The 26,481-nt window shown below is 72.1% G+C and carries 21 protein-coding genes, 1 tRNA gene and 1 pseudogene; 6 read left to right on the top strand and 17 right to left on the bottom strand.

What is annotated here, in order from left to right:
* Window positions 1-9 precede the first annotated feature (9 nt).
* The 4 genes and pseudogenes from ribA to ASG28_RS02185 all read left to right on the top strand — a co-directional run.
* A pseudogene (gene ribA / locus ASG28_RS02200) lies at window positions 10-630 on the top strand (GTP cyclohydrolase II); the annotation flags it as partial.
* A gap of 217 nt (window positions 631-847) precedes the next feature.
* The gene (locus ASG28_RS02195) at window positions 848-2,194 is read left to right on the top strand and encodes an MFS transporter (RefSeq protein WP_055971531.1); all 1,347 of its coding nucleotides are present in this window, start codon (window positions 848-850) and stop codon (window positions 2,192-2,194) included.
* Window positions 2,195-2,367: 173 nt separating this feature from the next.
* Window positions 2,368-4,320, top strand: coding sequence for an ABC transporter ATP-binding protein (locus ASG28_RS02190; RefSeq protein ID WP_055971528.1), 1,953 nt, complete (start codon window positions 2,368-2,370; stop codon window positions 4,318-4,320).
* A gap of 55 nt (window positions 4,321-4,375) precedes the next feature.
* The gene (locus ASG28_RS02185) at window positions 4,376-5,410 is read left to right on the top strand and encodes an enoyl-CoA hydratase/isomerase family protein (RefSeq protein ID WP_055971525.1); all 1,035 of its coding nucleotides are present in this window, start codon (window positions 4,376-4,378) and stop codon (window positions 5,408-5,410) included.
* A 111-nt stretch (window positions 5,411-5,521) separates the two neighbouring features.
* On the opposite strand, the gene ASG28_RS02180 is transcribed toward ASG28_RS02185, so the two are convergent.
* From ASG28_RS02180 to ASG28_RS02110, 15 genes are all read right to left on the bottom strand, one after another.
* Window positions 5,522-6,574 (bottom strand): Gfo/Idh/MocA family oxidoreductase, encoded by a 1,053-nt coding sequence (locus ASG28_RS02180; RefSeq protein ID WP_055971522.1) that lies wholly within the window; start codon window positions 6,572-6,574, stop codon window positions 5,522-5,524.
* Window positions 6,571-8,064 carry an NAD-dependent succinate-semialdehyde dehydrogenase gene (locus ASG28_RS02175; RefSeq protein WP_369814142.1) on the bottom strand — a complete coding sequence of 498 codons (1,494 nt, stop codon included), beginning with the start codon at window positions 8,062-8,064 and terminating at the stop codon, window positions 6,571-6,573. The genes ASG28_RS02180 and ASG28_RS02175 overlap by 4 nt, the downstream gene beginning before the upstream one ends.
* Window positions 8,061-8,669, bottom strand: a complete 609-nt coding sequence (locus tag ASG28_RS02170) for an isochorismatase family protein (protein ID WP_055971519.1) — start codon at window positions 8,667-8,669, stop codon at window positions 8,061-8,063. Before ASG28_RS02170 ends, ASG28_RS02175 begins: the two co-directional genes overlap by 4 nt.
* Before the next feature lie 38 nt (window positions 8,670-8,707).
* Complete coding sequence (gene dacB, locus ASG28_RS16980) at window positions 8,708-10,243, bottom strand: D-alanyl-D-alanine carboxypeptidase/D-alanyl-D-alanine endopeptidase (RefSeq protein WP_082454694.1); 1,536 nt, start codon at window positions 10,241-10,243, stop codon at window positions 8,708-8,710.
* 31 nt (window positions 10,244-10,274) lie between these two features.
* Window positions 10,275-11,258, bottom strand: a complete 984-nt coding sequence (locus ASG28_RS02160; RefSeq protein ID WP_055971516.1) for a Gfo/Idh/MocA family protein — start codon at window positions 11,256-11,258, stop codon at window positions 10,275-10,277.
* A gap of 88 nt (window positions 11,259-11,346) precedes the next feature.
* Window positions 11,347-12,075: a hypothetical protein gene (locus ASG28_RS02155; protein WP_157485615.1), complete on the bottom strand. Its 729-nt coding sequence runs from the start codon at window positions 12,073-12,075 to the stop codon at window positions 11,347-11,349.
* A gap of 209 nt (window positions 12,076-12,284) precedes the next feature.
* Window positions 12,285-12,360 (bottom strand) — tRNA-Thr (locus tag ASG28_RS02150).
* 57 nt (window positions 12,361-12,417) lie between these two features.
* Complete coding sequence (locus ASG28_RS02145; protein ID WP_055971509.1) at window positions 12,418-13,080, bottom strand: TetR/AcrR family transcriptional regulator; 663 nt, start codon at window positions 13,078-13,080, stop codon at window positions 12,418-12,420.
* Window positions 13,081-13,196: 116 nt separating this feature from the next.
* The gene (locus ASG28_RS02140) at window positions 13,197-14,345 is read right to left on the bottom strand and encodes a DNA polymerase III subunit delta' (protein WP_055971506.1); all 1,149 of its coding nucleotides are present in this window, start codon (window positions 14,343-14,345) and stop codon (window positions 13,197-13,199) included.
* Window positions 14,346-14,385: 40 nt separating this feature from the next.
* Window positions 14,386-17,337 carry a type I DNA topoisomerase gene (gene topA / locus ASG28_RS02135; RefSeq protein WP_055971503.1) on the bottom strand — a complete coding sequence of 984 codons (2,952 nt, stop codon included), beginning with the start codon at window positions 17,335-17,337 and terminating at the stop codon, window positions 14,386-14,388.
* 159 nt (window positions 17,338-17,496) lie between these two features.
* The gene (locus ASG28_RS02130; protein WP_055971500.1) at window positions 17,497-17,877 is read right to left on the bottom strand and encodes an Rv3654c family TadE-like protein; all 381 of its coding nucleotides are present in this window, start codon (window positions 17,875-17,877) and stop codon (window positions 17,497-17,499) included.
* Window positions 17,874-18,257 (bottom strand): TadE family protein, encoded by a 384-nt coding sequence (locus ASG28_RS02125; RefSeq protein ID WP_157485614.1) that lies wholly within the window; start codon window positions 18,255-18,257, stop codon window positions 17,874-17,876. Before ASG28_RS02125 ends, ASG28_RS02130 begins: the two co-directional genes overlap by 4 nt.
* 5 nt (window positions 18,258-18,262) lie before the next feature.
* Window positions 18,263-18,523: a DUF4244 domain-containing protein gene (locus ASG28_RS02120; RefSeq protein WP_055971494.1), complete on the bottom strand. Its 261-nt coding sequence runs from the start codon at window positions 18,521-18,523 to the stop codon at window positions 18,263-18,265.
* A gap of 102 nt (window positions 18,524-18,625) precedes the next feature.
* Window positions 18,626-19,732, bottom strand: coding sequence for a type II secretion system F family protein (locus ASG28_RS02115; protein ID WP_055971491.1), 1,107 nt, complete (start codon window positions 19,730-19,732; stop codon window positions 18,626-18,628).
* A complete protein-coding gene (locus tag ASG28_RS02110; protein WP_082454250.1) occupies window positions 19,729-20,811 on the bottom strand; it encodes a TadA family conjugal transfer-associated ATPase in 1,083 nt (360 codons plus the stop codon). Before ASG28_RS02110 ends, ASG28_RS02115 begins: the two co-directional genes overlap by 4 nt.
* 369 nt (window positions 20,812-21,180) lie before the next feature.
* Here ASG28_RS02110 and acs point away from each other — a divergent pair, with 369 nt between their 5' ends.
* Window positions 21,181-23,133, top strand: a complete 1,953-nt coding sequence (gene acs / locus ASG28_RS02105) for an acetate--CoA ligase (protein WP_055971485.1) — start codon at window positions 21,181-21,183, stop codon at window positions 23,131-23,133.
* 69 nt (window positions 23,134-23,202) lie between these two features.
* On the opposite strand, the gene ASG28_RS02100 is transcribed toward acs, so the two are convergent.
* Together ASG28_RS02100 and ASG28_RS16705 are read right to left on the bottom strand one after the other, a co-directional pair.
* The gene (locus ASG28_RS02100; protein WP_055971482.1) at window positions 23,203-23,673 is read right to left on the bottom strand and encodes a RidA family protein; all 471 of its coding nucleotides are present in this window, start codon (window positions 23,671-23,673) and stop codon (window positions 23,203-23,205) included.
* Window positions 23,673-23,831: a hypothetical protein gene (locus tag ASG28_RS16705; protein WP_167599048.1), complete on the bottom strand. Its 159-nt coding sequence runs from the start codon at window positions 23,829-23,831 to the stop codon at window positions 23,673-23,675. Before ASG28_RS16705 ends, ASG28_RS02100 begins: the two co-directional genes overlap by 1 nt.
* A gap of 50 nt (window positions 23,832-23,881) precedes the next feature.
* Between ASG28_RS16705 and ASG28_RS02095 the strand changes: the two genes are divergently transcribed.
* Window positions 23,882-26,440 carry a transglycosylase domain-containing protein gene (locus tag ASG28_RS02095; RefSeq protein WP_055971480.1) on the top strand — a complete coding sequence of 853 codons (2,559 nt, stop codon included), beginning with the start codon at window positions 23,882-23,884 and terminating at the stop codon, window positions 26,438-26,440.
* The last annotated feature ends 41 nt before the right edge of the window (window positions 26,441-26,481 follow it).

Below are 26,481 nucleotides of genomic sequence, written 5' to 3'. Positions count from 1 at the left end.
CCCGCCGCATCGTCCCAGGTGTCGTTCGAGGTCGAGACCACGGTCCCCACCAGCCACGGCACCTTCCGCATGAGGGCCTACCGCGACACGGTCACCGGGGCCGACCACGTGGCGATCATCGCGAGCGATCCGACGGGCCTCCGTCCGGCGGACGGCGCCCTCGTGCGCGTCCACTCCGAGTGCCTCACCGGCGAGGCGTTCGGCTCGCTCAAGTGCGAGTGCGGCCCGCAGCTCGACGCCGCACTCGACACCATCCGGGACCACGGCGGAGTCGTCGTCTACCTGCGCGGCCACGAGGGTCGGGGCATCGGCCTCGTCAACAAGCTCCGGGCCTACCGTCTGCAAGAGGACGGCCTCGACACCCTCGACGCCAACCTCGCCCTCGGGCTGCCGGCCGACGCCCGAGACTACGGAGCGGCTGCCGACGTGCTGCGCGACCTGGGACTCACCCGCGTCAGGTTGCTCAGCAACAACCCCGAGAAACGACGTCAGCTCGGCGAGCACGGCATCGAGGTCACCGAACTGGTGCCGCTCGTCGTCGGCGTCGGCGCCTTCAACGAGGGCTACCTCGACACCAAGCGCGACCGCATGGGTCACGAGCTGCCCGGCCACCTCGGCTCCGACGACTGAATCCGCGGCCGGGGCCGCCCCCGTGGCCCCGAACCGCGCCCCCGTCGGGGTACAGCCGAGGTAAGCTGGGCGTCGGCCGTCACGAGCGGCCACCGTCTCACCCGGCCGAGCGACCCGCAGATCCCTGCACCGCGCCTCCGTCCGACCCGTTGCGCCGCATCACGCGCCCGGTCGTCGACGTCCGCCGGGACCTCGACCCCTGCCTCGGAGTGCCCCCGTGTCCGTACCCACCGTCGACCCGTCGACGTCGTCCGCCCCCACCACCAACAAGCGCTCGCGCGTCATCGTCGCGAGCCTCATCGGCACCTCGATCGAGTTCTACGACTTCTACGTCTACGCGACCGCCGCGGTGCTCGTGTTCCCGACGATCTTCTTCGCCAACGACGACCCCGCCGTGGCGCGGCTCGCCTCGTTCGCGGTCTTCGGCGTCGCGTTCATCGCCCGTCCGGTCGGGTCGATCGTCTTCGGACACTTCGGCGACCGCATCGGCCGCAAGGGCACCCTCGTGGCCTCGTTGCTGACGATGGGCATCGCGACGGTGCTGATCGGCTGCATCCCGGCCGGCACCACGCCCGGCTGGGCGGTCGCCGGCCCGGCCTGCCTCGTCGTGCTGCGCTTCTGCCAGGGCCTCGGCCTCGGCGGCGAGTGGAGCGGCGCCGCGCTGCTCGCGACCGAGAACGCCCCGGCCAACCGCCGAGCGATCTACGGCACGTTCCCCCAGCTGGGTGCGCCCATCGGGTTCATCATCGCCAACCTGCTCTTCGTGCTGCTGAACACGACCCTCACCGAGGAGCAGTTCCTCGCCTGGGGTTGGCGCCTGCCGTTCCTGGCGAGCGCCGTGCTGGTGATCATCGGCCTCTACGTGCGGTTCAAGCTGATCGAGACGCCGGCGTTCCAGAAGGTCGTCGACTCGGGCAACGTCGCCACCCTGCCGCTCGCCCGCGTGTTCCGGTCGAGCTGGCGTCCCCTGCTGCTCGGCACGTTCATCATGCTGGCGACCTACACGCTCTTCTACCTGATGACGACGTTCACGCTGACGTTCGGGACGGCCGACGCCGCGGGCGACCCGGCGGGTCTGGGCATCCCGCGAACGCAGTTCCTCTGGATGCTCATCCTCGGCGTGGTGTTCTTCGGCATCTTCACCCTGGTGTCCGGGCCGCTCGCCGAGAGGTACGGTCGCCGCGCCATGCTCATCTGCGTGACGGCGGGCATCCTCGTCTTCGGCTTCACGTTCGCCCCGCTGTTCGCGGCCGGGGCCCTCGGGGCGCAGGCACTGCTCATCATCGGCTTCGTCCTGATGGGGCTCACCTTCGGACCGATGGGGGCCGTGCTGCCCGAGCTGTTCCCCACGAGCGTGCGCTACACCGGCTCGGCGATCAGCTACAACGTGGCCAGCATCCTGGGAGCCGCCGTGGCCCCGTTCATCGCCGTGGCGCTCTGGACGGCGGCGGGCGGCAGCACCTGGCTCGTGGGCCTCTACCTGTCCTCGATGGCGGTCCTGACCCTCGTCGCGCTCGTGCTCAGCCGGGAGACCCGCGACATCGACTACGACACGGCCGGCTGACCGACGCGCCGTGCCCCGCCGCCCGGCCCGCGCCTCCTGACCGGAGGCGCGGGCCGGTCCCGTGACGCAGGTGGAAGTCACCGGGACGAAGTACGGTCGTAGTCGGCGGTGGCACCGCCCGCGACACCGACCGCCGCACCCCGCGACGCCGGTCACCTGGCACGAGAGGCATCATGAGCTCCGACACACGCGCGCGCACGACGACGTCCGACGGGCAGGAGGCGCGGGTCGACCCACCGGCCGCGCCCCGGTCGCGCTGGGGTCGCCGCCCGCAGCCCGAGGGACCCCGTGCCACGTTCCGTCAGCTGCTGCCCTACCTGTTCGAGCACAAGAAGGTCATGGCCTTCATCATCGTGCTCAGCGTCCTGGGTGCCGCGGCCTCGCTCGGTCAGCCGCTGCTCGTGCAGCAGGTCATCTCGGCCGTGCAGCAGGGCGTGACGCTCGGGCCCCTCGTCTGGGCGCTGGTCGCGCTGGTCGTCGTGGCCGGGCTGATCAGCGGGTTCCAGCACTACCTGCTGCAGCGCACCGGCGAGGGGGTCGTCCTCTCGAGCCGTCGTCGCCTCGTCGGACGCATGCTCCGGCTTCCGATCAGCCAGTTCGACACGCGCCGGACGGGCGACCTCGTGTCGCGGGTCGGCTCGGACACCACCCTGCTTCGGGCCGTGCTCACCCAAGGGCTCGTCGAGGCGATCGGCGGCAGCCTGACCTTCGTCGGCGCCCTGGTCGGCATGTTCCTGATCGACCCGGTGCTGCTCGGACTGACCGTGCTCGTCGTCGCCGTCTCGGTCGTCGTCGTCGTGCTGTTGTCCGGCCGCATCCGCGTGGCGAGCCGCCAGGCGCAGGAGAAGGTGGGTGACCTGACGGCCGCCGTCGAACGCGCCATCAGCTCGGTCCGCACGATCCGCGCCTCGGGCGCCACCGACCGCGAGATCGTGGCCGTCGAACGGGACGCCGAGGGCGCCTACCAACGGGGACTGCAGGTGGCGCGCATCTCGGCCCTGGTCGTGCCGATCTCGTCCGTCGCACTGCAGGTGTCGTTCCTCGTCGTGCTCGGCGTCGGGGGGTACCGGGTGGCGAGCGGTGCCATCGAGATCGCCTCGCTCGTCTCGTTCGTGCTCTTCCTCTTCCTCATGATCATGCCGCTCGGTCAGGCGCTCGGTGCCGTGCTCAGCGTCAACCAGGCCTTGGGGGCGCTCGGGCGCATCCAGGAGATCCTCGACCTTCCGAGCGAGACCGACGGGGACGAGCGCCTCGCGGCCGAGGTCGCGACCCGCGAGGTCGGTGCCGGCGACGGTCCCGACACGGGGGACGACATCGCCGTCCGCTTCGACGACGTGCACTTCCGCTACCCCGACTCGCCCGTGGCCACCGGGACGGCGACGGGCGACTCGCGGGTCTCCGACGAACCCGGCCACGACTCGGGCGTGGGCCCCGTCGACGACGACCTCACGGTGCTGCGTGGCGTGAGCTTCTCGGTGCCCGTCGGCAAGCGCACGGCCCTCGTCGGCCCCTCGGGAGCCGGCAAGAGCACGATCCTGTCGCTCATCGAGCGCTTCTACGACCCGACCTCGGGTGCCGTGCGCGTGGGCGGGGCCGACGTCCGCACCCTCGACCGGGGCGACCTGCGGTCCCGCATCGGCTACGTCGAACAGGACGCACCCGTGCTCGCCGGGACGATCCGCGACAACCTCACCCTGGGTTCGCCCGAGGCTACGGACGACGACTGCCGTCGGGTCCTCGAGGCCGTGAACCTGACCGCCGTGCTCGAACGCGGCGACCAGGGTCTCGACGCCCAGGTGGGCGAGGACGGGGTGATGCTCTCCGGGGGCGAACGCCAGCGCCTGGCCATCGCCCGCACGCTGCTCAACGCGCCGCCGATCCTCCTGCTCGACGAGTCGACCTCGAGTCTCGACGGTCTGAACGAGCAGCGCCTCCGCGAGGCGATCGACGCGGTCGCCGAGAACCGCACGCTCATCGTCATCGCCCACCGACTGTCGACCGTGGTCGATTCCGACCAGATCGTCGTCGTCGAGGCCGGCCGCGTGGTCGGCGTGGGCACCCACTCCGAACTGGTGCAGACGACGCCGCTCTACAAGGACCTGGCGAAGCACCAGCTCCTCGTCTGAAGCCGGGGTGCGCGGGCGCCGGCGCACGGCCGCGACGCCGTGCGACGATGGCCCGATGAGCGTCGTCGCCCCCACCGTCCTGACCCACGTCGACCGCGGGGTCGGTGTGCTCACCCTCAACCGCCCGCAGAAGATCAACGCGGTGACGCTCGAGATGCTCGGGCTCGTCGAGCAGGCGCTCGACGCCTGGGAGGACGACCCGAGGGTCTCGTCGGTGCTGCTGCGGGGCGCCGGGCCCCGGGGGTTCTGTGCCGGGGGCGACATCGCGTGGATCCACGCCAACGCCACGACGGATCCGCGACGCAGCGTCGAGATGTGGCGGCGCGAGTACCGGGGAACGCTGCGTCTGGCGCGCTGGTCGAAGCCGATCGTGTCGCTCCTCGACGGCATCGCGATGGGCGCGGGCATCGGGCTCGGCGGTCACGTCACGCTCCGCATCGTCACCGAACGCAGCTCGGTGGGCATGCCGGAGACCCGCATCGGGCTCTCCCCCGACGCGGGCGGCAGTTTCCTGCTGTCGCGGGCCCCGGGCGAGCTCGGCACCCATCTCGCCCTGACCGGTCGTGCGATGACGGCTGCCGATGCTCTGCACACGGGCTTCGCCGACCTGTTCGTCCCGTCGTCCGAGCTGACGCGGGTCCTGCCGGCACTGGCCGACGGAGGCCCCGAGGCCGTGCGGGCACTCGGCGCGGACTCCGGACCGTCCGATCTCGCCGGGGCGGCCGAGTGGATCGACGACGCCTACCGAGGCGACGAGGCCCGGGCGATCGTGCGACGACTCCGCGACCTCTCGGCGTCGGGCCTCGGCGACGCCGGAGCCGTGGCCGACGACCTCGAGGCGGCCTCGCCCACGTCGGTGGTGCTGTCCCTCGAGGCGCGACGCCGGGCGGCTCGTCTGCCCGACCTCGAGGCGGTGCTGGGGCAGGAACTGGGGATCGTCACCTCGCTCGCCGCGTCGCCGGACCTCGTCGAGGGCGTCCGCGCCCGGGTGATCGACAAGGACCGCCGCCCCCGATGGACACCGCCGACCCTCGCGGAGGTCGACGTCGCCGCGACCCTCGCGACGGTCGACTGGACGACTCGCCTCTGAACGAGGGGCGAGCGTCGTCCGCCCGTCGCAGACCGCGGCCGCTGCTGCCGACCGCAGACAGGCGGGCCGCCCCGGCAGCAGCCCGGAGGCCGCGCGACGACCCCCACCGGGTCAGAGGCGGATCACGCGTCCCTCGTCCGCCGAACGACGCGCGGCCTCGATCACCTCGAGTGCCCGGACGGCGTCCCAGGGGTCGACCGGCAGCTCGCCCTCGCCGGCCAAGGTCCCGGCCAGCCGCGAGTAGAACGCGGGGTACCGGCCCGGATCGGTCGTCTCGTCGCGACGGGTGCCGCCCGCGGACACGACGCCCCGACGATCGCCCGCGTCGACACCGTAGGCGGGGTCGGTCGGCTCCAGTCCCGACGCCAGCTGGGCCTCTTGCGGGTCGAGGCCGTGCACCTCGTACGCCCCCGCCGACCCCAGCACACGGAACCTCGGCCCGGGCAGGGCTGCGACGTGGCTCATCGCCAGCCGCGACCGCCGACCGCCCTCGTGCTCGAGCGACAGGAACACGTCGTCGTCCGCCGTACCGGTCGGGCGGCGGGTCGCGATCTCGGCGTGGACCGCCCGGATTGGCCCCAGGAGTCGCATGACCTGGTCGACGAGGTGCGGGCCCAGGTCGAACAGGATGCCCCCGCCGTCGGCCGGGGTCGCCCGACGCTTCCAGCCGGCGCGGTTCTCGAGCTTCCACGGTTCGAAGCGTGACTCGACGGTGTGCACGTCGCCCAGTTCGCCCGACCCCGTGAGGCGCGTGGCCGTCAGGAAATCGCCGTCCCACCGCCGGTTCTGGTAGACGGTCAGCGGACGGCCCAGCGACTCGGCGAGCTCGACGAGCCCGCGGGCATCGGCGGCCGAGGTCGCGAGCGGCTTGTCGACGACGACGGCCGCCCCGGCCCGCAAGGCACGCGTCGCGGTCTCGACGTGGGTGTCGTTGGGGGTGGCCACGACGACCAGGTCGAGTCCACGGCGCCAGAGCTCGTCGATGTCGGCGACGACCTCGGCCTCAGGATGCGCCGCGGCGGCCTGCCCGGCACGGTCGGGGTCGCGCGTGACGACGGCGTCGACCTGCCAGGCCGGGTCGGCGGCCAGCAGCGCGCCGTGGAACACCCGCCCCGCGAGTCCGTAGCCCACGATGCCGACACGCAGCGGCTCGACGGCGCTCATGCGCCGGCGAACGGGTCGGGGGTCAGCACGTACACCGTCTCGAGGTACTCGTGGATGCCCTCGGCACCGCCTTCGCGGCCGAGGCCCGACGACTTGACGCCGCCGAACGGCGCCGAGGCGTTCGACACCACGCCGACGTTGAGGCCGAGCATGCCGGTCTGCAGCCGCTCGGCCAGCCGTTGCCCTCGGGCGAGGTCGCGGGTGAAGGCGTAGGCCACGAGCCCGAACTCGGTGTCGTTCGCGAGGTGGACGCCCTCGGCCTCGTCCCGGAACGTCGAGATCGCCAGGACCGGACCGAAGATCTCGGTGGTCAGGATCTCGCTGCCGGGGACGACGCCCGACACGACGGTCGGCTCGAAGAACGTGCCCGGCCCGTCGACGGGGTGGCCGCCGGTCTCGACGACCGCCCCACGGTCGACCGCGTCGCGGACGAGCCGGTCGGCCTTGTCGACGGCCCGGTCGTCGATCAACGGACCCACGGAGACCCCGTCGTCGGTCCCCGCGCCCACCCGGAGTCCGCGCACGCGCTCGACCACCCTGGCGGTGAACTCGTCGGCGACCGACTCGTGCACGATGAACCGGTTGGCCGCCGTGCAGGCCTGGCCCACGTTGCGGAACTTCGCCTGCATCGCACCCTCGACCGCGGCGTCGAGGTCGGCGTCGTCGAAGACCACGAAGGGGGCGTTGCCACCGAGCTCCATCGAGGTGCGCAGCACCTGCTCGGAGGCCTGGGTCAGCAGCGTCGAGCCGACCGGCGTCGACCCCGTGAAGCTGAGCTTCCGGAGGCGCGGGTCGCGGATCAGGGGCTCGCACACGTCGTTCGCCGACAGCGTCGTCACGACGTTCACCACCCCGTCGGGCACACCCGCCTCGGCGAGCAGGGCGGCGAAGGCGAGGGTGGTGAGCGGCGTCAGCTCGGCCGGTTTGACGACCACAGTGCAGCCGGCCGCGAGGGCGGGCGCGATCTTGCGGGTCGCCATGGCGAGGGGGAAGTTCCAGGGGGTGATCAGCAGGCAGGGGCCCACCGGGCGGTGCAGCACGGTCGTACGCCCGGTGCCCTCGGGGTTGGTGCCGTAGCGACCCGAGACGCGCACGGCCTCTTCCGAGAACCAGCGGAGGAACTCGCCGCCGTAGGTGACCTCGCCGAGCGACTCGTCCAGCGGCTTGCCCATCTCGAGCGTCATCAGCAGGGCGAAGTCGTCGCGCCGCTGCATCAGCAGGTCGAAGGCGCGGCGCAGCACCTCACTGCGGTGACGGGGAGACGTCGCCGCCCAGGCGTCCTGCGCGGCGACCGCGGCGTCGAGGGCCCGCAGGCCGTCGGCGGGAGTCGCGTCGGCCACCGCGACGAGGACCTCGCCCGTGGCGGGGTCGACGACGTCGATGGTGTCGCCCGAGGACGACGGACCCCAGGAGCCCCCCACGAAGAGACCGGTGGGCACGGCCTCGACCACGCGACGACGCTCGGCGGCGGTCACGACCGGGCCGCTCACGCCGGGACCCCGGTCGAGCCGTCGACGACGTCGGACGACGGGACCGTGCGCACGCCGGCCGCGCGCAGCTCGGCCAGGGCGGCCTCGCTCGGAGCCGGCGCCACACCCGCCACGAGGTCGGTCAGCACGGTCACCCCGAGCCCGGCGGTGACGGCGTCGAGAGCCGAGGCCCGGACGCAGTGGTCGGTCGCCAGACCGACGACGTCGACCTCGTCGACGCCCGTCGCGGCGAGGACGTCACCGAACGGTCGCCCGTCGTCGACGAACCCGTCGAACAACGAATAGGCCGGTCGGCCGTCGCCCTTGAGCACGTGGACGTCGACGAGGGCCGTGTCGAGGTCGGGGTGGTAGTCGGCACCGGTCGAACCCTGCACGCAGTGCGTCGGCCACGAGTCGACGAAGTCGGGCTCGGCGCTGAAGTGGCCGCCGTTGTCACCGTCGGGCGCGTGCCAGTCGCGGCTGGCGACCACGAGGTCGTACCGGTCGCGGTGGGCGCGGAGGTGGTCGGTGACCGCCTGCGCGACGTGGGCGCCGCCGGTGACCCCGAGCGCGCCTCCTTCGGTGAAGTCGTTCTGGACGTCGATGACGAAGAGTGCTCTGGTCATGCGACCATTCTCGCGCGCCGCACCGACAGCGGCCCGCCTCAGCTGTTGGCCAGGTTGTCGCCGCAGCTGTAGACGGCCGTCGTCAGGGTGTCGAGGGCGGCCCGCGCGTTGTCCTGCACGGAGCCGATCGCGTAGAAAGCGAAGGTGAGCTTGGTGCCGTCCGCCGCGTCGACGGTGCCGGCGAGCGTGTAGGCCGTGTCGATCCACCCGGTCTTGGCGTGCACGGCGCCCCGGGCCACGGCGTTCGAGCCCGTGAAACGGGAGGCGAGCGTGCCCGTCTTGCCCGACACCGGGAGGGCGTCGTAGACGACGCCGAGGCCGTGCTCGCGGTTCAGCACCTGGATCATCAGGCGCGCGACGAAGGTCGAGGGCACGGCGTCGTTCTCGCTCAGGCCGGACCCGTCGATGATCGTGAGCGACGACGTGTCGAGACCGTAGGCCGACGAGAGCACGGACTTGTAGAGCGCCGTGAGCGACGCGGCCGACCCGTCGGCACCGGACGCCTTCGACGAGACGCGCGCGAGCATCTCGGCGAGGGTGTTGTCGGAGGTCGGCAGCAGCTGCGAGATCAGGCGGCTGACCGGCTGGGACGACACCTGGGCGATCACGGTGCCGCTCGTGGCGGTGCCCTGGGTCATGGTGGCGGAGTCGGCACCGACCACGCCCGCGGTGACGAGCGCGGAGCGGAAGGCGTCGCCGGCGCGGGCGACGGGGTCGGTGCTGCGCGGACTCGTCTGGGCGGCGGGGTTCGCCCGGTCGCCGTCGACCATGAGCGCGGTGACCTCGGAGTGGTAGCCGATGGTCTGCTCGGTGCGCTTCCAGGACGGGTCCCATTTGTCGGCGGGGTTCCAGTAGGTGGCGTCGAGCGTGATCTGCGTGAGGGGCTGCTCGCCGAGCGACGCCTTCACCTGGGTCGCGAGGTCGGCGACCGTGGGGGCGCCGGCGTACACGCTCGAACCGGTGGCGCTGAGCGTGGCGTCGCCGCCGCCGACCAGGGACACGGCACCCGTCCCGGCGTCGCCGGTCACCCGGGTGGTGAGACGGGCGTCGGGCCCGAGGACGGACAGGGCGACCGCGCTCGTCAGGGTCTTCAACACGCTGCCCGTGCGCGCCGGGGTCGAGCCGTTGCGGTCGAAGAGGACCTCACCCGTGGCGGCGTTGACCACGCTGCCCTCGAACTGGGCCAGACGGGCGTCGGACGCGGCACCGGCGACGGAGCAGGTCCGGAGGCGCGTGGCCCCGGGGATGACGCCCGGTACCGACCGTGCGGGGTCGGCCGTGGGGGTCGCGGTCGGAGTGATCGTGACCGCCGGTTCGGGGGTCGAGGAGGCGGCCCGCGTCGTCGCGGCGTCGGGCGCGGTGGCGGCCCCGGCGGCGACGGCTCCGCCGCCGAGCAGGGCGAAGACCAGGACGCCCGCCGTCACGAGGACTCCTCGCGGCCGCGACGAGACCCAACGCCACACGGACGAGCCCGACGCGGCGGACCGGGCCGGGGCCGCATCGCGGGGGCCGGCGCCGTCACCACCCGTGGTCGCCTCGGGACGGTCGTGACGTGGCTCACCCTGATCGCTCATCGAGGACATCATACGGAGCCTCGCGGCGACGTCATCCCTCGGAGGGGTACCGCACGCCGATCTGCCGTCGGACCTCGTCCATCGTGCGCATGACGCCCACGCCGTCGGTGGCGGTCAGCAACGGGCTCTCGCGCTCGCCCGCCGCCACGACCCGTTCGAGCTCGAGCGCCTGGTGGTGCATGCCGCGCAGTCCGCCCTCGTCGGCGTCGAAGCGCTCGATCACGGCGTCGTCGGAGTCGCGCACGGTGAAGCCGCCGGGCGCGTAGAACGTGTCGTCGACGTCGATGCGACCGGCGGTGCCGAGCAGCGTCGCCGTGTTGCGGCCCGAGGTGTCGAGGGCGGCGTAGAGCTGGGCCGTCGCACCCGACGCGTGACCGAGCTGGATCGCGACGCGGGTGTCGACGCCCTGGTCGCTGAGCGTGGCGGCGGCCGAGACCGTCGAGGGCGCCCCGAGCAGGTCGTCCGCGAACGACACCGGGTACACCCCGAGGTCGAGCAGGGCCCCGCCGCCGAGCGCCGGGTCGTTGATGCGGTGGTGGGGATCGGTGGGCAGCGACTGGACGTGCACGGCGGTCAGGAGGCGCACCTCGCCGATGACGCCGGAGCGCACGACCTCGCGCAGTCGCGCGCTCTGCGGCGTGTACCGCGTCCACATCGCCTCGAGGACGACCACGCCGGCCTCGCGAGCGGCCGCGTAGACCCTCTCGGCCTCGGCGGCGTTCACGGTGAAGGCCTTCTCGACGAGCACGTGCTTGCCGGCGGCGACGGCCGTGAGGGCGTTCTCGGCGTGGAACGGGTGCGGGGTGGCGACGTAGACCACGTCGACCTCGGGGTCGGCCACCAGGTCGTCGTAGCTGCCGTGCGCCCCCGGGACCCCGGCACGGTCGGCGAACTCGCGCGCCTTGGCCAGGTCGCGCGACCCGACGGCGGAGACGGTCAGTCCCGCGCCCTGCAGGTCGGAGGTGAAGGTGGCGGCGATGCCGCCGGCGCCGAGGATTCCCCATCGAAGTGTCATGCGGACTGTCTACCAGCCACCGCCGACGGCGAGGCCCGCGGGTCCGGGGCCCTGCCCGACCTCTCCGGTCAGCACCCGACCTCTCCGGTCAGCAGGCGTACCAGCGACTGGCCGAGCGGACGAAGTCCGGGCTGTCGTCCGGCGCTCCCCCGTGCACGGCGGCGAAACCGACACAGGCGTGGGCGAGGTCTCCACGGAAGTCCGGTCGATAGACGGCCGCACGGTGCGGGGCCGAGGCCCACCACTTGGCGGCGGCGACGTCGCCCGTGGTCGCGGTGCCGCCGGCGAGGTTGCCGTCGCAACCGACCGGGGGCACCCCGTCGGTGCGCACCACCTCGCCCTTGTGCCCCCAGGCGCTCAACGGATCGGGGCTCGGGTCGCCGGCGACCCAGAAGAGGTACTGCTCGAGGCACGCGTCGTGACGCACGTTCGCGGCCGGCAGCAGCCCGAGGCACGCCGCCACACGCTGATCCTCGTAGGCCGTCCGGAACGCGTCGAGGTCGGCGACGGTGGTGCCCGTCGCGCCGCTCGCGGCGTCGGGGGCGCCCGTCGCGCCGCTCGCGGCGTCGGCGCCGGGCTGCGCGGGCGAGGGGACGGAGGCGCTGGTGGCGTCGTCCACGCACCCCGCGCCTCCTGCGTCCTCGGCCTCGGTGCCGGCCTCGGGTTCGGGGGCGCCGCTCGCGAGGACCACCGTCGTCGGCCCGTCGGCCACGCCGGCCGTCGCGAGGGCCGAGGAGTCGCCTCCGGCCCAGACGACGAGGAGGATGCCTGCCAGGACGGCGGCGAGCAGCGCGGTGCAGATCACTCGGAGGGGCATGCGGGCCACCTCCTTCCGGGGACCGGTGGGCGTCGCAGATCGACCGTAGGGCGACGGGACGAGGCCCGTGGGCCGTTCGGGGTACAACCCGGCGACGCGCTCACCACTACTGGGGGCGCAGGGACCGGGACGAGGGCCTCAGACCGGCACGCCCTCGGCACGGCCGACGGACGAGGACAGCCCCGGGTCGTCGTGACCCGGGGCTGTGGTGGAGCCGCTTATCAGAATCGAACTGATGACCTTCTCATTACGAGTGAGACGCTCTACCGACTGAGCTAAAGCGGCGGGACCGACCGTGGCCGGTTGCCCGTGCCTCGCGGCACGATTAGACACTGTACAGGATCAGCGGACCTCACGTGTCACGAGGCGACCGAGCTCGACGAAGCTGGCCTCCATGCGAGCGCGCAGGCTGTACCGCATGTCGCTGAGGTGGTCCACGTCGTCGTCGTCGATCCACTCGGCCCAGGCATGGCGGAGGGTGGCGATGCTGACCAGCGACACCAGGTGCGCGCGGCTGAGCAACGAGGCGTCGACGGCGTCGTCCGCCACCCCCTCGTCGGCCGCCATGCGCTGGGCGACGACGGTCGTCAGTCGCTCCTCGAAGACGCGCGTCGACGCGATGCGACGGGCCAGCAGGTCGGGGTGCGCCCGCAGCACCCGGCGACGCAGGACGACGAGTTCGCGATCGACCGTGGCCGACTCGACGGCGTGCGTCAGCAGCTGGATGAGGCTCGACAGCACGGGCTCGTCGCGCTGGGCCACGAACCGCTCGAGGTCGCGACCGTCCGGCAGTGCCGGCGGATCGCCGACGACGGCCTCTTCTTTGGACGGGAAGTAGTTGAAGAAGGTCCGCGGCGAGACGTCGGCCCGGCGGCTGACCATGTCGACCGTCACCGCGTCGAGCCCGTGTTCGACGATGAGGTCGAGGACGGCGACCTGGATCGCTCGTCGGGTGGCCAGACGCTTGCGCTCGCGCAGGCCGGGGGCGGCGTTCGGGTCGCTCATCAGGCCATCATCCCGCATGCACCCGGGGAAAGGGGTGGACGGCCCGCTGGCCGCCCCGGTGCTCGTGGGGCTGCCGCGCGCGCCACCGGTGCTCGTGGCCCTGCCGCGCGCGCCGGTCAGCGGGTGGCGTGACGACTGACGACGACCAGCATGGCCTCGAGAGCCATGGCCGGCGACACGTTGGCCTCGATGCGGCGACGGGCCAGGGCGATCGCGTCGAGCACGGCCAGGGTCGCGGCCGGGCTGGAGGCGGCCGCCGCGGCGTCGAGCTGTGCCCGGATGGCCTCGTTGATGGGCTGCTCGTCGACCCCGAGCTGCAGCAACAGGACGTCGCGGTACAGCGAGAGGAGGTCGACCATGATGCGGTCGATCCCGTCGCGGAGGCTCCGGGTCGCCCGGCGCTTCTGGTCGTCCTCGAGGGCACGCAGCTGGCTGCGCAGCGCCGGGGGCACGGTGCCGCCCGGCTCGACGCCCAGCGACCGCAACGCACTCGCCCGTTCTTCGGCGTCGCGCTCTTCCGTGATCGCCTTCGCGTCGTCACCGGCGACCGCGAGCAGGGTGGCCGCCGCGATGACGGCGTCCGAGACGCTGCGGATGCCCAGGGCGGTCTCGAGCGTCTGACGGCGTCGCGACCTCGCCGAGGCGTCGAGTGCCAGGCGCCGCGCCATGCCGATGTGGCTCTGGGCCTCCCGGGCCGCCACGAGCGCGATCTCGGGGTCGACTCCGTCGCGGTTCTCGAGGAGCGCGGCGACGTCGCCTACGGCGGGCATGCGGAGGCGCACGCTGCGGACCCGGGAGCGGATCGTGGGGATGAGGTCGGCCTCGCTCGGGGCGCACAGCAGCCAGACCGTCCGGGGCGGCGGCTCTTCGAGCGCCTTGAGCAGGAGGTTCGAGGTGCGCTCGGTCATGCGGTCGGCGTCCTCGATGACGACCACCCGGTAGCGACCCACCGACGGCGAGAACTGGCTCGCCGCGACCAGCGACCGGACCTCGTCGATCGTGATGATGATGCGTTCCGTGCTGAGGACCGCGAGGTCGGGGTGCGACCTGGCGGCGACCTGCCGCAGGGTGGCCTCTTCGTCGGCCGGCTCTCGTGAGAGCAACGCGGCCGCGAAGGCGTAGGCGAGGTTCGAGCGGCCCGAGCCGGGCGGCCCGGTGATGAGCCACGAGTGGGTCATCGAGGCGTTGCCGGGCTGCGTGGAGGCCGCCGCGGTCAACGCCTCGATGGCATCGGGCTGACCCGTGAGGTGTTCCCAGAGGGGCATGGTCAGCGTGCACCCTCGGCTCGGGGACCGACCGGGTCGGTCACTCGCCCGTGGCCTCCGGCGCCGCGGCCGTCGCCGACGCCGCCTTGGCCGCCGGAGCCTTCTTGACCGGCGCCTTCTTCGCAGCCGTCGTCGACGCCTTCGCGGTGGTCGCCTTGGCGGTGGTCGCCTTCTTGGCCGGTGCCTTGGCGGTGGTCGCCTTCTTCGCGGGTGCCTTCTTGGCGGGTGCCTTCTTGGCGGCCGTCTTGGGCTTGGCCGGCCCCTTGGCCCGCTTGTCGGCGAGCAGCTGGACGGCGCGGTCGAAGTCGACCTCTTCGACCGTCTCACCGCGCGGGATGGTGGCGTTCGTCTCGCCGTCGGTGACGTACGGGCCGAACCGGCCGTCCTTCACCTTGATGGGCTTGCCGCTCACCGGGTCGGCCTCGAACTCCTTCAGGGCGCTGCTGGCCTTGCGGGCGCCGTACTTCGGCTGGGCGTAGAGCTCGAGCGCCCCGGGCAGGTCGATCTCGAAGATCTGGTCCTCGCTCGTCAGCGACCGGGTGTCGGTCCCCTTCTTGAGATAGGGGCCGTAGCGCCCGTTCTGCGCCTGGATCTCGTCGCCGCTCTCGGGGTCGGTGCCGACGGTGCGGGGCAGGTCGAGCAGTCGCAGGGCCGTGTCGAGGTCGACCGTGTCGACGCCCATGCTCTTGAAGAGCGACGCGGTGCGTTCCTTCGGAGCGGCGGCCTTCTTGGCGGGGGCCTTCTTCGCCGGAGCCTTCTTCGCCCCCGTCGTGGTCGTGGCGGCAGCCGCCGACTCGGTCACCTCGCCCGTCGCCGGGTCGGCCACGATCTCGTCGGTCGCCGACTCGGGGGTCCGTTCGGTGACGTACGGGCCGAAGCGGCCGTCCTTGGCGATGACCTCCTTGCCCGTCTCGGGGTTGAGCCCCAGCACACGGTCGCCGACGACGGGGGCGTCGATCAGCTCGCGCGCCTTCTCGGCGGTCAACTCGTCGGGGGCGAGGTCTTCGGGCACGTTCACCCGACGGGGCGTCTCGGGGTCGTCGCCCGGCGCCTCGAGGTAGGGACCGTAGCGACCGATGCGCAGGGTCACGCCGTCGGCGAGGACGATGGAGTTGATGTCGCGCGCGTCGATCTCGCCCAGGTTGTCGATGACCTTGCGGAGACCACGGTGCGACTCGTTGCCGAAGTAGAAACCGTTCAACCAGTCCACGCGGTCGGCGTCGCCGCCGGCGATGAGGTCGAGGTCGTCCTCCATGCTGGCCGTGAAGTCGTACTCGACCAGGTCGGCGAAGTAGTCCTCGAGCAGACGGACCACCGAGAACGCGATCCAGTTCGGGACGAGGGCCGTTCCGCGCGGCGTGACGTAGCCACGGTCGACGATGGTCGACATGATGGCGGCGTAGGTCGAGGGGCGTCCGATGCCGAGCTCTTCGAGGGTCTTGACCAGGCTCGCCTCGGTGTAGCGCGGCGGTGCCGACGTGTCGTGCCCCTTCGCCTCGACCTCGTCGAGGCCGAGGGCCTGACCGGCGGTCAGCGGGGGCAGTTTGGCCTCGGCGGGTTCGGCCGCGCCGTGGCGGTCCTCGTCACGCCCCTCTTCGTAGGCGTTGAGGAACCCGCGGAACGTGATCACCGTGCCGGACGCGGCGAACTCGGCGAGCGTCCCGGTGGCGGCGCGGGGGGCGATGCCCTCGACCGTCCCCGAGGTCGTCGCCGACACGACGACCGAGGCGGTCGATCCCTTGGCGTCCGCCATCTGCGAGGCGACCGTGCGCTTCCAGATGAGGTCGTAGAGCTTCCAGTCGTTGCCCCGCAGGACGTTCTGCATCTCGGACGGCGTCTTGAAGGTGTCGCCCGACGGTCGGATGGCCTCGTGGGCCTCTTGGGCGTTCTTGCTCTTGCCCGTGTACAGCCGCGGCTTGTCGGGGACCGTGTCGGACCCGTAGAGCTTGGCCGCCTGGCTGCGCGCCGCACCGATCGCCTGCTGGGACAGCGCCGGCGAGTCGGTGCGCATGTAGGTGATGTGGCCGTTCTCGTAGAGCGACTGCGCGACGCTCATGGTCTGCCGCGCGGAGAACCGCAGCTTGCGCGCCGCCTCTTGCTGGAGGGTCGACGTCGTGAAGGGGGCAGCCGGACGACGGGTGTAGGGCTTCGAGTCGACCGAGCCGACGACGATCTCGACGTCGGAGGAGCTCAACGCCTCGGCGAGCGCCCGCGACGCCGCCTCGTCGAGCGCGACGGCCTCGCCCTTCAGGCGACCTCGGTCGTCGAAGTCGCGACCGGCGGCGACGCGTCCCCCGTTGACGCGGACGAGACGCGACCCGAAGGCGACCTTCGCCTCACCCTCGGCCGCGACGGGCTCGAAGGTCGCGGTGAGATCCCAGTACGACGCGGAGACGAACGCGAGGCGTTCGCGTTCGCGGTCCACGACGAGACGCGTCGCGGCCGACTGGACGCGGCCGGCGGACAGTCCCGGTCCGACCTTGCGCCACAGCACGGGCGAGACCTCGTAGCCGTAGAGGCGGTCGAGGATGCGGCGGGTCTCTTGCGCGTCGACCAGGGCGGTGTCGAGGTCACGCGTGTTCTCCTGCGCCTTCTGGATGGCGTCCTTGGTGATCTCGTGGAACACCATGCGCTTGACCGGCACCTTGGGTTTGAGCTCTTGCAGGAGGTGCCACGCGATGGCCTCGCCCTCGCGGTCCTCGTCTGTCGCGAGGTAGAGCTCGTCGGCGTTCTTCAGGGCGCGCTTGAGGTCGGAGACCGTCTTCTTCTTGGCGTCCGAGACGACGTAGTAGGGCTCGAATCCGTTCTCGACGTCGACGGAGAACTTGCCCATCGACCCCTTCTTCAGCTCGGCCGGGAGGTTCTTGGGCTCGACGAGGTCGCGGATGTGGCCGACGGAGGCCAGCACCTCGTATCCGTCGCCGAGGTACTGCCCGATCGTCTTGGCCTTGGCGGGCGACTCGACGATGACCAGTTTCTTCGTGCCTGGCACGGGACTCCTTGGGTGGTGGTGCGGCGACCCGGTCCGACGGACCGGGCGAGGGGCTGCAGGGCGAGGACGGGGTGCTCGATCGCTCCCACCGACCCCGAGGAACGTCGGGAGCCGTGCAGCCGACAGCCACACCATACACACCCGACGCTCGGGCCTTCTTCACGGACCGCCACCCCGGGGCGGGGCCGTCGGGGGCGGCGGACCGGCCGTCGCCCGGGCCCTGACGGCGAGGGGACCGAGGGCCGTCGAGACCTCCACCGTGACCTCCGCGCCCGCGACGACGCAGGCCGAGAGCGCGACGCCGTTCGCCTCCGCGGTCGCGGCGGCCCGGTCGCAGACGGCACCGACGACGGCCCCCGACAGGGCGTCGGCCGCGGCGAGCGCCGAGGCGTCAGCCGCCCCGGCCGTGCGCGACCGGACCGCGAGGGCCGAGTGCGATCCGACGAGCGCGACGGCGAGGACCGTGATCGTCACGAGCCCGGCGGCCGACAGGACGCTCGAGCTGCCGCGGTCGCTCGCCAGGACGTGGCGGACGGTCATCGCCCGGCCGTCGGCGCACAGCTGCGGGAGGTCAACGTGACCTCGCCGACGGGGCCGACCCGCACCTCCCGGCGGAGGTCGACGCAGACGAGGTCGGCGCCGACGGACTCGGACATCGCGGCGCCCGGCGCGAGCCGCGCCAGGGTCGCCCCGACCGAGCCGCGATCGCCCCGGGCGGTCTGCCGTGCCACCACGGCCGCGGCGTCCGCGAGGCGGACCGACTGGGAGGTGACGCCCAGGCTCGCGACGACGAACGCGACGACCAGGATCACGGCGGGCATCGTCATCGCGAACTCGACCGTCGCGCTTCCCCTCTCACCGTCGACACGACGGACGAGACGGACCAGACGGACGAAGCGCCCCCGGACCCTGGCCGTCACGGCGGTCATCCGACCGACAGGGCCGACCGGACCAGGTCGGACAGGATGCCCCGGACCTCGTCCGACCTCATGATCGTGACGAGCAGGCCGGCGAAGCCCACCGCGGCCATGATGACGATGGCGTACTCGGCCGTGGCCGCACCGTCGTCGGCCCGGACGAGGCGCCGGGCGACGGAGGCGAGGCGGCCGGCCGCCGAGGTACGGCAGGGGGAAGACGGAGGGCTCGTCGCGGGGACGGCGGGCGAGGGGGTCGCGGCAACGGTCATGATGTTCCTCTCGTGGGTGTCGCCACCTCTCCGGCGACGATCCGAGCCTGGCGGCATTCCGCGGCTGGCCCGCGGCCGTCGTCCCCTGCTGGGGACGGCCGGTCACCACGACCCCGCTGTGGACGACACGAGTGACACGACCAGCGGGACGACGCCGATGACCAGGAACGCCGGCAGGATGCACACGCCGAGCGGCAGCATCAGGGTGACCCCGAGCCGACCCGCCGCGGTCTGGGCGGCCGTGCGGGCCTCCAGCCGCAGCTCGCGGGCCTCGGAGCGCAGGAGCAACCCTGCCGGCGCCCCGGCACGACGGGACAGGTCGAGGACCGCCTCGCACCGACGCCGCTCGACCCGGTCGGCGGTCTCGTCGGCCGGGCCCGCGCCTCCTCGTGGCTCGGGCGCGACGGCCTCGACCCCGCACGAGGCGACCGCCTCGTCGACGGCGGCGAGTCCGGACGACCACGAGGCTCCCCCGGACAGCGCCACGGCGAGGAGTTCGGGGCGCAACCCCGGCACCCTCGACGACGGCAGGGCACGACGGACGAGTCGGGCGTTCCATCGACGCGCCACGACCACGAGACACCCCGCGACGCCGACGCACGCCCATCCGATCGGGGTGCCGACGAGCACCGCGCCGGTGTCGAAGCCCAGCCCCAAGGAGAAGAGGAGGCCCACGGGCGGGAGGGCGAGGACCACGTTCGCCGTCGCCCATGGTCCGCTCAGGGCCACCTGGACGTCACGGCGGGCCTCGTCGGCAGCCCGCAGGGCCGACACGAGGGAGTGGAGGCAGTCGGCCATCGGTGCACCGCTCGTCTCGGCCACGCGCCAGGCGCAGGCGACCTGCCTCCACGTGCGATCGTGCCCCTCGGAGTCCACGGCACCCTCGAAGGGTCGGGTGTCGAGCCACGACACGAGGCTGGTCGAGACCGCGACGCCGTCGCCGCCGTCGAGCGCGACCGCCTCGGCCAGCCGTCGGACGGCCCCCGGGGGTTCGACCGCGCCGACGTGGCCCCAGGCCCGGGCGGGCGCGACACCGGCTCCGACGAGGACGGCGAGGCGTTCGACCAGGACGGCGGCCGGCGTGGGTCGAGCCCGCCTCGTCCCCAGGCGCCCCGTCCCGAGGCGCCCGGTCCTCGGGCCTCCGGTCCTCGGGCCTCCGGTCCTCGGGCCTCCGGTCCCCGGGCGTCCGGGACCCGGGCCGCCGGTCACCCCCGTGATCCCGACCGTGCGACCAGTCGCCCGTCGGGCGTCACGGCGAGGTGGCCGATCTCGGCGAGCCTCCGACGGCCGCCTCGTCTCTCGAGGTGGAACACCGCGTCGATCGCGCTGACGGCCTGCCGGGCCAGTGCGTCCACCCCGAGTCCCGCGAGCGCCCCGAGCGCCTCGAGCCGTGCGGGGACGTCCTCGAGACCGTTGGCGTGGACGGTGCCCGCGCCTCCGTCGTGCCCGGTGTTCAGGGCCGAGAGCAGGTCGCGGATCTCGCGCCCGCGGACCTCGCCGACCACGAGACGGTCGGGTCGCATGCGCAACGCCTCACGGACGAGACGGGACAGGTCGACCCCACCCGCTCCCTCGAGGTTGGGCTGACGGGTCTCGAGGGCCACCACGTGAGGATGACGGGGTCGCAACTCGGCGACGTCCTCGATGGTCACGATGCGGTCGGAGCCGGGGGCCTCGGACAGCAGCGCGGCGAGGAACGTCGTCTTCCCGGCCCCGCCCGACCCGCTGACCAGGACGTTGGCCCGTCTCTCCACGCAGCCGATCACCGTCTCGAGTGCTTTCGGCGGGAAGAACCCCCGGCGATCGAGGTCGACGAGCGACATCGACTCGGCCCGGGGCACGCGGATCGAGAGAGCCGTCCCCGAGACCGCCAGCGGAGGCAGGACGACGTGCACCCGGAGACCGTCGCCCAGGCGCACGTCGACGCAGGGGCTCGACTCGTCGACGTGGCGTCCCCCGAGCGAGACCAGTCGCACGGCCACCTGCCGCGCCGAGGCCTCCGAGAGGTGGAGGCTCGTCTCGGGCTCGGCCCCGTCGCCCCGATCGACCCAGACGCCGACTCCGCCGGTGACGAACACGTCGGTGACGGCCGGATCGTCGAGGAGGCGCCCGAGGGGTCCGAACGCGGAACGCTCGTGCCGGGTGAGCCGCCCCTGTACCCCGAATCGAGGTTCTGTACCCCGGGCGGTACCGAGCGCTGCCACGGGAGGCAGGGCGAAGCGGGAGGGAGGGTGATCGAGGGTGAGGGACGGGTGACGGGCGGTGCCGACCTGAGGCGCATGGGACATGGTCCCGATCGTAGGCAGCCCTCGACGGGAACAGACAGATCGGTAGATCGCTGTGGGGATGGATCGCACGTCTCCCCCACTGGGGACGAGCCGACCGACCACCCGGGCGACCACCGGGTTAAAAGAGAGGGGCGGCACCGATTGGGGGGAACCGGTGCCGCCACGTGCGTCGGGCGATTGGGGGGAATCAGCGCGACGCACGTCGGAATTGAATCCGACTCGTCAAGTGTACCCCAGAACGACTCCGGAACACCACGTCGTCCTCCCGTGCTGGGCGCGTCGCCTGCCCCTGCCCGGCGGGACGTCCGGAGTAAGGTCGTCGGCGCGGCTCCGTGCCGCGGTTCACGCAACGACGCGAGAGGACTTCCGATGCTCGACGGCACCGACGACCAGCCCACCGAAGGACGCACCTTCGCCCCGCCTGCCGACTTCGTCCGGACGGCCGTCGCCGGCTCCGACCTCGCCGGACGAGCCGCTGCCGACCGCCTCGCCTTCTGGGGCGATCAGGCGCGCGAGCGGCTCACCTGGGCTCAGGTCCCGACCGAGACGCTGGACTGGTCGGACGCGCCCTTCGCCCGGTGGTTCGCCGACGGCACGCTCAACGTCGCCTACAACTGCCTCGACCGTCACGTCGAGGCCGGAAACGGCGACCGCGTGGCGCTCCACTGGGAGGGCGAGCCCGGTGACGCACGCTCTCTCACGTACGCCGAGCTGACGCGCGAGGTCAAGCGCGCGGCGAACCTGCTGCTGTCGCTCGGCGTGCAGGCCGGGGACCGCGTCGTCGTCTACCTCCCGCAGATCCCCGAGGCCGTGGTGACCATGTTGGCCGTGGCCCGGATCGGAGCCGTCCACTCGGTCGTCTTCGGCGGCTTCAGCGCCGAGAGCCTCCGGGCGCGCATCGACGACGCCGGAGCCCGCCTGGTCGTCACGGCGGACGGCGGCTGGCGCAAGGGGGCGGTGTCCCCTCTCAAGGCCGCCGTCGACGAGGCCCTGGCGGTGGACGGCGACTCCACGGTCCAACACGTCCTCGTCGTCCGGCGAGGCGGCAACGACGTCGACTGGACCGACGGCCGCGACGTCTGGTGGCACGACGCGATCGAGACCGTCGACGACGAGCACGTCGCCGAACCCTTCGAGGCCGAGCACCCGCTCTTCATCCTCTACACGAGCGGCACGACCGGGAAGCCCAAGGGCATCCTGCACACCTCGGGCGGCTACCTCACCCAGGTCGCCTACACGCACTCCGTCGTCTTCGACCTGCGCCCCGAGACCGACGTCTACTGGTGCACGGCGGACGTCGGGTGGATCACCGGGCACAGCTACGTCGTCTACGGCCCGCTCGCCAACGGTGCGACGCAGGTGCTCTACGAGGGCACGCCCGACTTCCCCGAGCCGGGCCGCTGGTGGGACCTCGTCGAGAAGTACGGCGTGACGATCTTCTACACGGCGCCGACGGCCATCCGGGGCTTCATGAAGTCCGGGAGGGAGATCCCGGGGGCCCGCGACCTGACGTCGTTGCGCCTCCTCGGGTCGGTCGGCGAGCCGATCAACCCGGAGGCCTGGCTGTGGTTCCGCGAGGTGATCGGCGCCGGCCGAACGCCCATCGTCGACACGTGGTGGCAGACCGAGACGGGAGCGCAGATGATCTCGCCGCTGCCGGGCGTCACGACCACCAAACCCGGGTCGGCCCAGACCCCCCTGCCGGGCATCTCGGTGGACGTGGTGGACGACCACGGCACTCCCGTGGCGAACGGCGAGAGCGGACTGCTGGTCGTCTCCGAGCCCTGGCCGTCGATGCTGCGGGGCATCTGGGGCGATCCCGACCGCTACGTCGAGACGTACTGGAGCCGGTTCGGCGATCGCTACTTCGCCGGAGACGGCGCCCGCCGCGACGAGGACGGCGACATCTGGCTGCTCGGCCGCGTCGACGACGTGATGAACGTCTCGGGTCACCGCCTGTCGACCGCCGAGATCGAGTCGGCCCTCGTGTCGCACCCGATCGTCGCCGAGTCCGCGGTCGTCGGTGCGGCCGACGAGACCACCGGTCAGGCGGTGGTGGCGTTCGTCATCCTGCGGAACAAGGCGAAGACGACGCAGACCCCCGAGGAGGCGGTGGCCGCGTTGCGCGCGCACGTCGCCCACCAGATCGGCGCCATCGCGCGTCCCCGCACCGTCGTGCTCGTCGACGAGCTGCCGAAGACGCGCTCGGGCAAGATCATGCGCCGCCTGCTGCGGGACGTGGCCGAGGGCCGCGAGGTCGGCGACACGACCACGCTGGCGGACACGTCGGTCATGTCGGTGATCACCGCCGAGATGCGCTGACCCCGGCACCACGACGGCCCCTCCTCGTCGTGAGGAGGGGCCGTCGTCGTGACCGGACGAGGAGGCGCGTCAGCGGACCTCGAGGACGAGCTCGACCTCGACGGGCGAGTCGAGCGGCAACACCGCGACCCCCACGGCGCTGCGGGCGTGACGCCCGGCCTCACCGAAGATCTGCCCGAGGAGGTCGGAGGCGCCGTTGATCACCCCGGGCTGGCCCGAGAAGTCGGGATCGGAGGCCACGAATCCGGTCAGTTTCACGACGCGGACGACGTCGTCGAGCGAGTCCAGGACCGTCGCCGCGGCGGCCAGGGCGTTCAGCACGCAGGTCGCCGCCATCGCCTGGGCGTCGGCGGGCTGGACGAGGCCGTGACCGTCACCCACCTTGCCCGTGGCCGGCAGCCGGCCGTCGACGAACGGCAGCTGACCCGCCGTGTAGACGAGCGACCCCGTGCGGAGGGCCGGGACGTACGAGCCCGCGGGCGCCGCGACGGGCGGGAGGACGAGGCCGAGCTCGGCCAAGCGTTCGTCGACGGTCGCCATCAGGCGTCCTGCCGGGGGCGCTTGAGCCACGCGACGGGACCACCCTCGGGGCCCTGGGTCACCTGGACGAGTTCCCACCCGTCGGAGCCCCAGTTGTTGAGGATCGCCGTGCTGTTGTGCACCAGCAGGGGCGTCGTCGTGTACTCCCAAAGGACCATTTCGGCTTCCGTTCAGCTTGAAAATCGGCGATGTCGCTTACCCTGATCCTATGTCTGCCCAAAAATCGAAGCCCACGTCCGCCATCGGGGCACTCTTCGGATTCGTCGGCTTCAGCGTCCTGGCCGGCCTCCTGGTGACCATCGGCGTGACGCCGGCCATCGCGGTCGCCGGCATGACGGCCTCGAGTTCGATCGGAGTCTTCGAGTCGATCCCCGAGTACATCGAGATCGGCAAGCTGCAGCAGCGCAACACGCTGTACGCGACCCAGGGCGGGCAGCAGGTGCCCTTCGCGACCCTCTACAGCGAGAACCGCGTCGAGCTCAAGTGGGACCAGGTCAGCGAGAACCTGAAGACCGCCGTCGTCGCCGGCGAGGACCGGCGCTTCTACGAGCACGGCGGCGTCGACGTCACCTCCCTGGTGCGCGCGGCCGTCGGCTCGGCAGGCGCCGGCGAGCTCGGTGCGAGCGGTGGTGGCTCGACCCTGACGATGCAGCTCGTGCGCAACATCCGCATCGCGCAGTCGCAGCAGCTGCCGACCGCGGACGAGCGGGACGCCGCCTACAAAGAGGCGACCACCACGACCCTCGACCGCAAGCTGGAAGAGATGAAGTTCGCGATCGGGCTCGAGAAGAAGTACAGCAAGGACGACATCCTGCTGGCCTACCTCAACATCGCCTACTTCGGCGACCAGACCTACGGCGTGCAGGCCGCCGCACAGCACTACTTCAACAAGAGCGCGGCCGACCTCACGGTCCCCGAGGCCGCCAGCCTCATCGCGATCGTGCAGTACCCCGACTCGCGCAACATGTCGACGCCCGAGAAGTACCCGGCCAACAAGGCCCGGCGCGACGTCATCATCAAGTCGATGCTCGCCGAGAAGGACATCGACCAGGCCACGGCCGACGCCTCCCTCGCGACCCCGGTCGAGAGCTACGTCGTGTTGACGGCGCCGACCCAGGGTTGCGGAGCCGTGACCGTCGCCTCGGCTGCGTACTTCTGCGACTACGTGAAGAAGAGCATCAAGGACCTCGCCGTCCTCGGCTCCACGCCCGAGGAACGCCAGGCCAACTGGAACACCGGTGGTTACAGCGTCTACACGACCCTGAACCTCGACCTGACCGAGAACGCCAAGGCCCAGATCGACAAGTTCGCCCCGGCGTCCGAGAACCGCCTGAAGCTCGGCAGCGTCGTGGACTCCGTCGAGGCGGGGACGGGCCGCGTCATCGTCATGGCGCAGAACACGGCCTTCTCCGAAGTCGTGAGCCCCGACCCGACGCTGACCTCGGTCAACTACAGCACGGACTACGACTACGGCGGATCGGGCGGATTCCAGCCCGGATCGACCTACAAGCCGTTCACGCTGATCGACTGGATCGAACAGGGCCACGGGATCTACGAGTCGGTGAACGCCAAGCCGCGGACCTTCAACATGACGATCAACGGCAGCCGCGGCAACAAGTACGCGCCCAAGAACGACGCCGGCGAACAGCCCGGGCAGATGAGCGTCGCCGACGCCACGGCGAAGTCGATGAACACGGCCTACGCCGCCATGGCGGAGAAGCTCGACATCGCCGACATCCAGGGCGTGGCGAAGAAGCTCGGCGTCCACCGCGCCGACGGCGCTCCGCTGCACGACTACGCGTCCGCCATCCTCGGCTCGGCCGACGAGATCGCACCCTTGACGATGGCTGCGGCCTACGCCGGCATCGCCTCGGGTGGCACCTACTGCACGCCGATCATCGTCGACAACATCAAGGACGCCAACGGCGCCGACATCGGCGGCCAGCCCCAGACCTGCAACCAGGCGGTCGACCCCCAGGTCGCCGCGGCCGCTGCCGTGGCCATGCAGGGACTGTGGCGGAGCGGAACGGCCGTCGGCGGCCTCCCCGCCGACGGGTACCCCGAGATCGGCAAGACCGGTACCACCGACGCCAAGGACCAGATCTGGATCGCCGGCGCCACGACGAAGCTCGCCACCGTGGTCTGGCAGGGCAACGCCGACGGTGGCAAGAAGAGCCTCCGCACGGTGACGTCACCGAACCAGAGCCGCTTCGGCAGCTACGCGAACGCCCGCCCGCAGTTCTTCAAGGCCGTCCAGTCCGTGAACAACACGGTCTACCCGGGCACCGCCTTCGGTGACGCGTCGGGCTCGGTCCTCCGTGGATCGGGCGTGGCCGTGCCCGACATGACCGGCATCACGCCTTCGGCCGCGCAGGCGCTCCTCAAGGGCGTCTCGCTCGTCTACGCGGACGGTGGCACCCAGCCCTCGGCGGCTCCCGCCGGCCAGGTCATCGGCGCCGATCCCGCGTTCGGCACCGTGGTCTCCAAGGGGACGACGGTGACCGTCTTCACGAGTGACGGCAGCGGTGCGGCAGCGGTCCCCGACGTGACGCGGCAGAAGGTGGGTGACGCCGTCAAGTCGATCGGTGGAGCCGGCTTCGACACGTCCAAGGTGTCCATCGCAGGATTCACCCCCGGAGACGGGAAGAACGCCTGCCAGGTCGCCTCCACGAATCCCGCCGCCAACACGTCCGTCGCGAAGGACTCGGCCATCGGGCTGACGGTCTACGGCGACAAGGACGGCAACGACCCGGGCAACTGCGCGTGAGCCCACGAAACATCGGCGGGCCCAGCGCCCTCCAGACGACG

This window comes from Frigoribacterium sp. Leaf415 (assembly GCF_001424645.1).
GTDB lineage: Bacteria > Actinomycetota > Actinomycetes > Actinomycetales > Microbacteriaceae > Frigoribacterium.
Note: the sequence above shows the minus strand (reverse complement) of the source record. Positions and strands in the feature narration are given on the sequence as shown.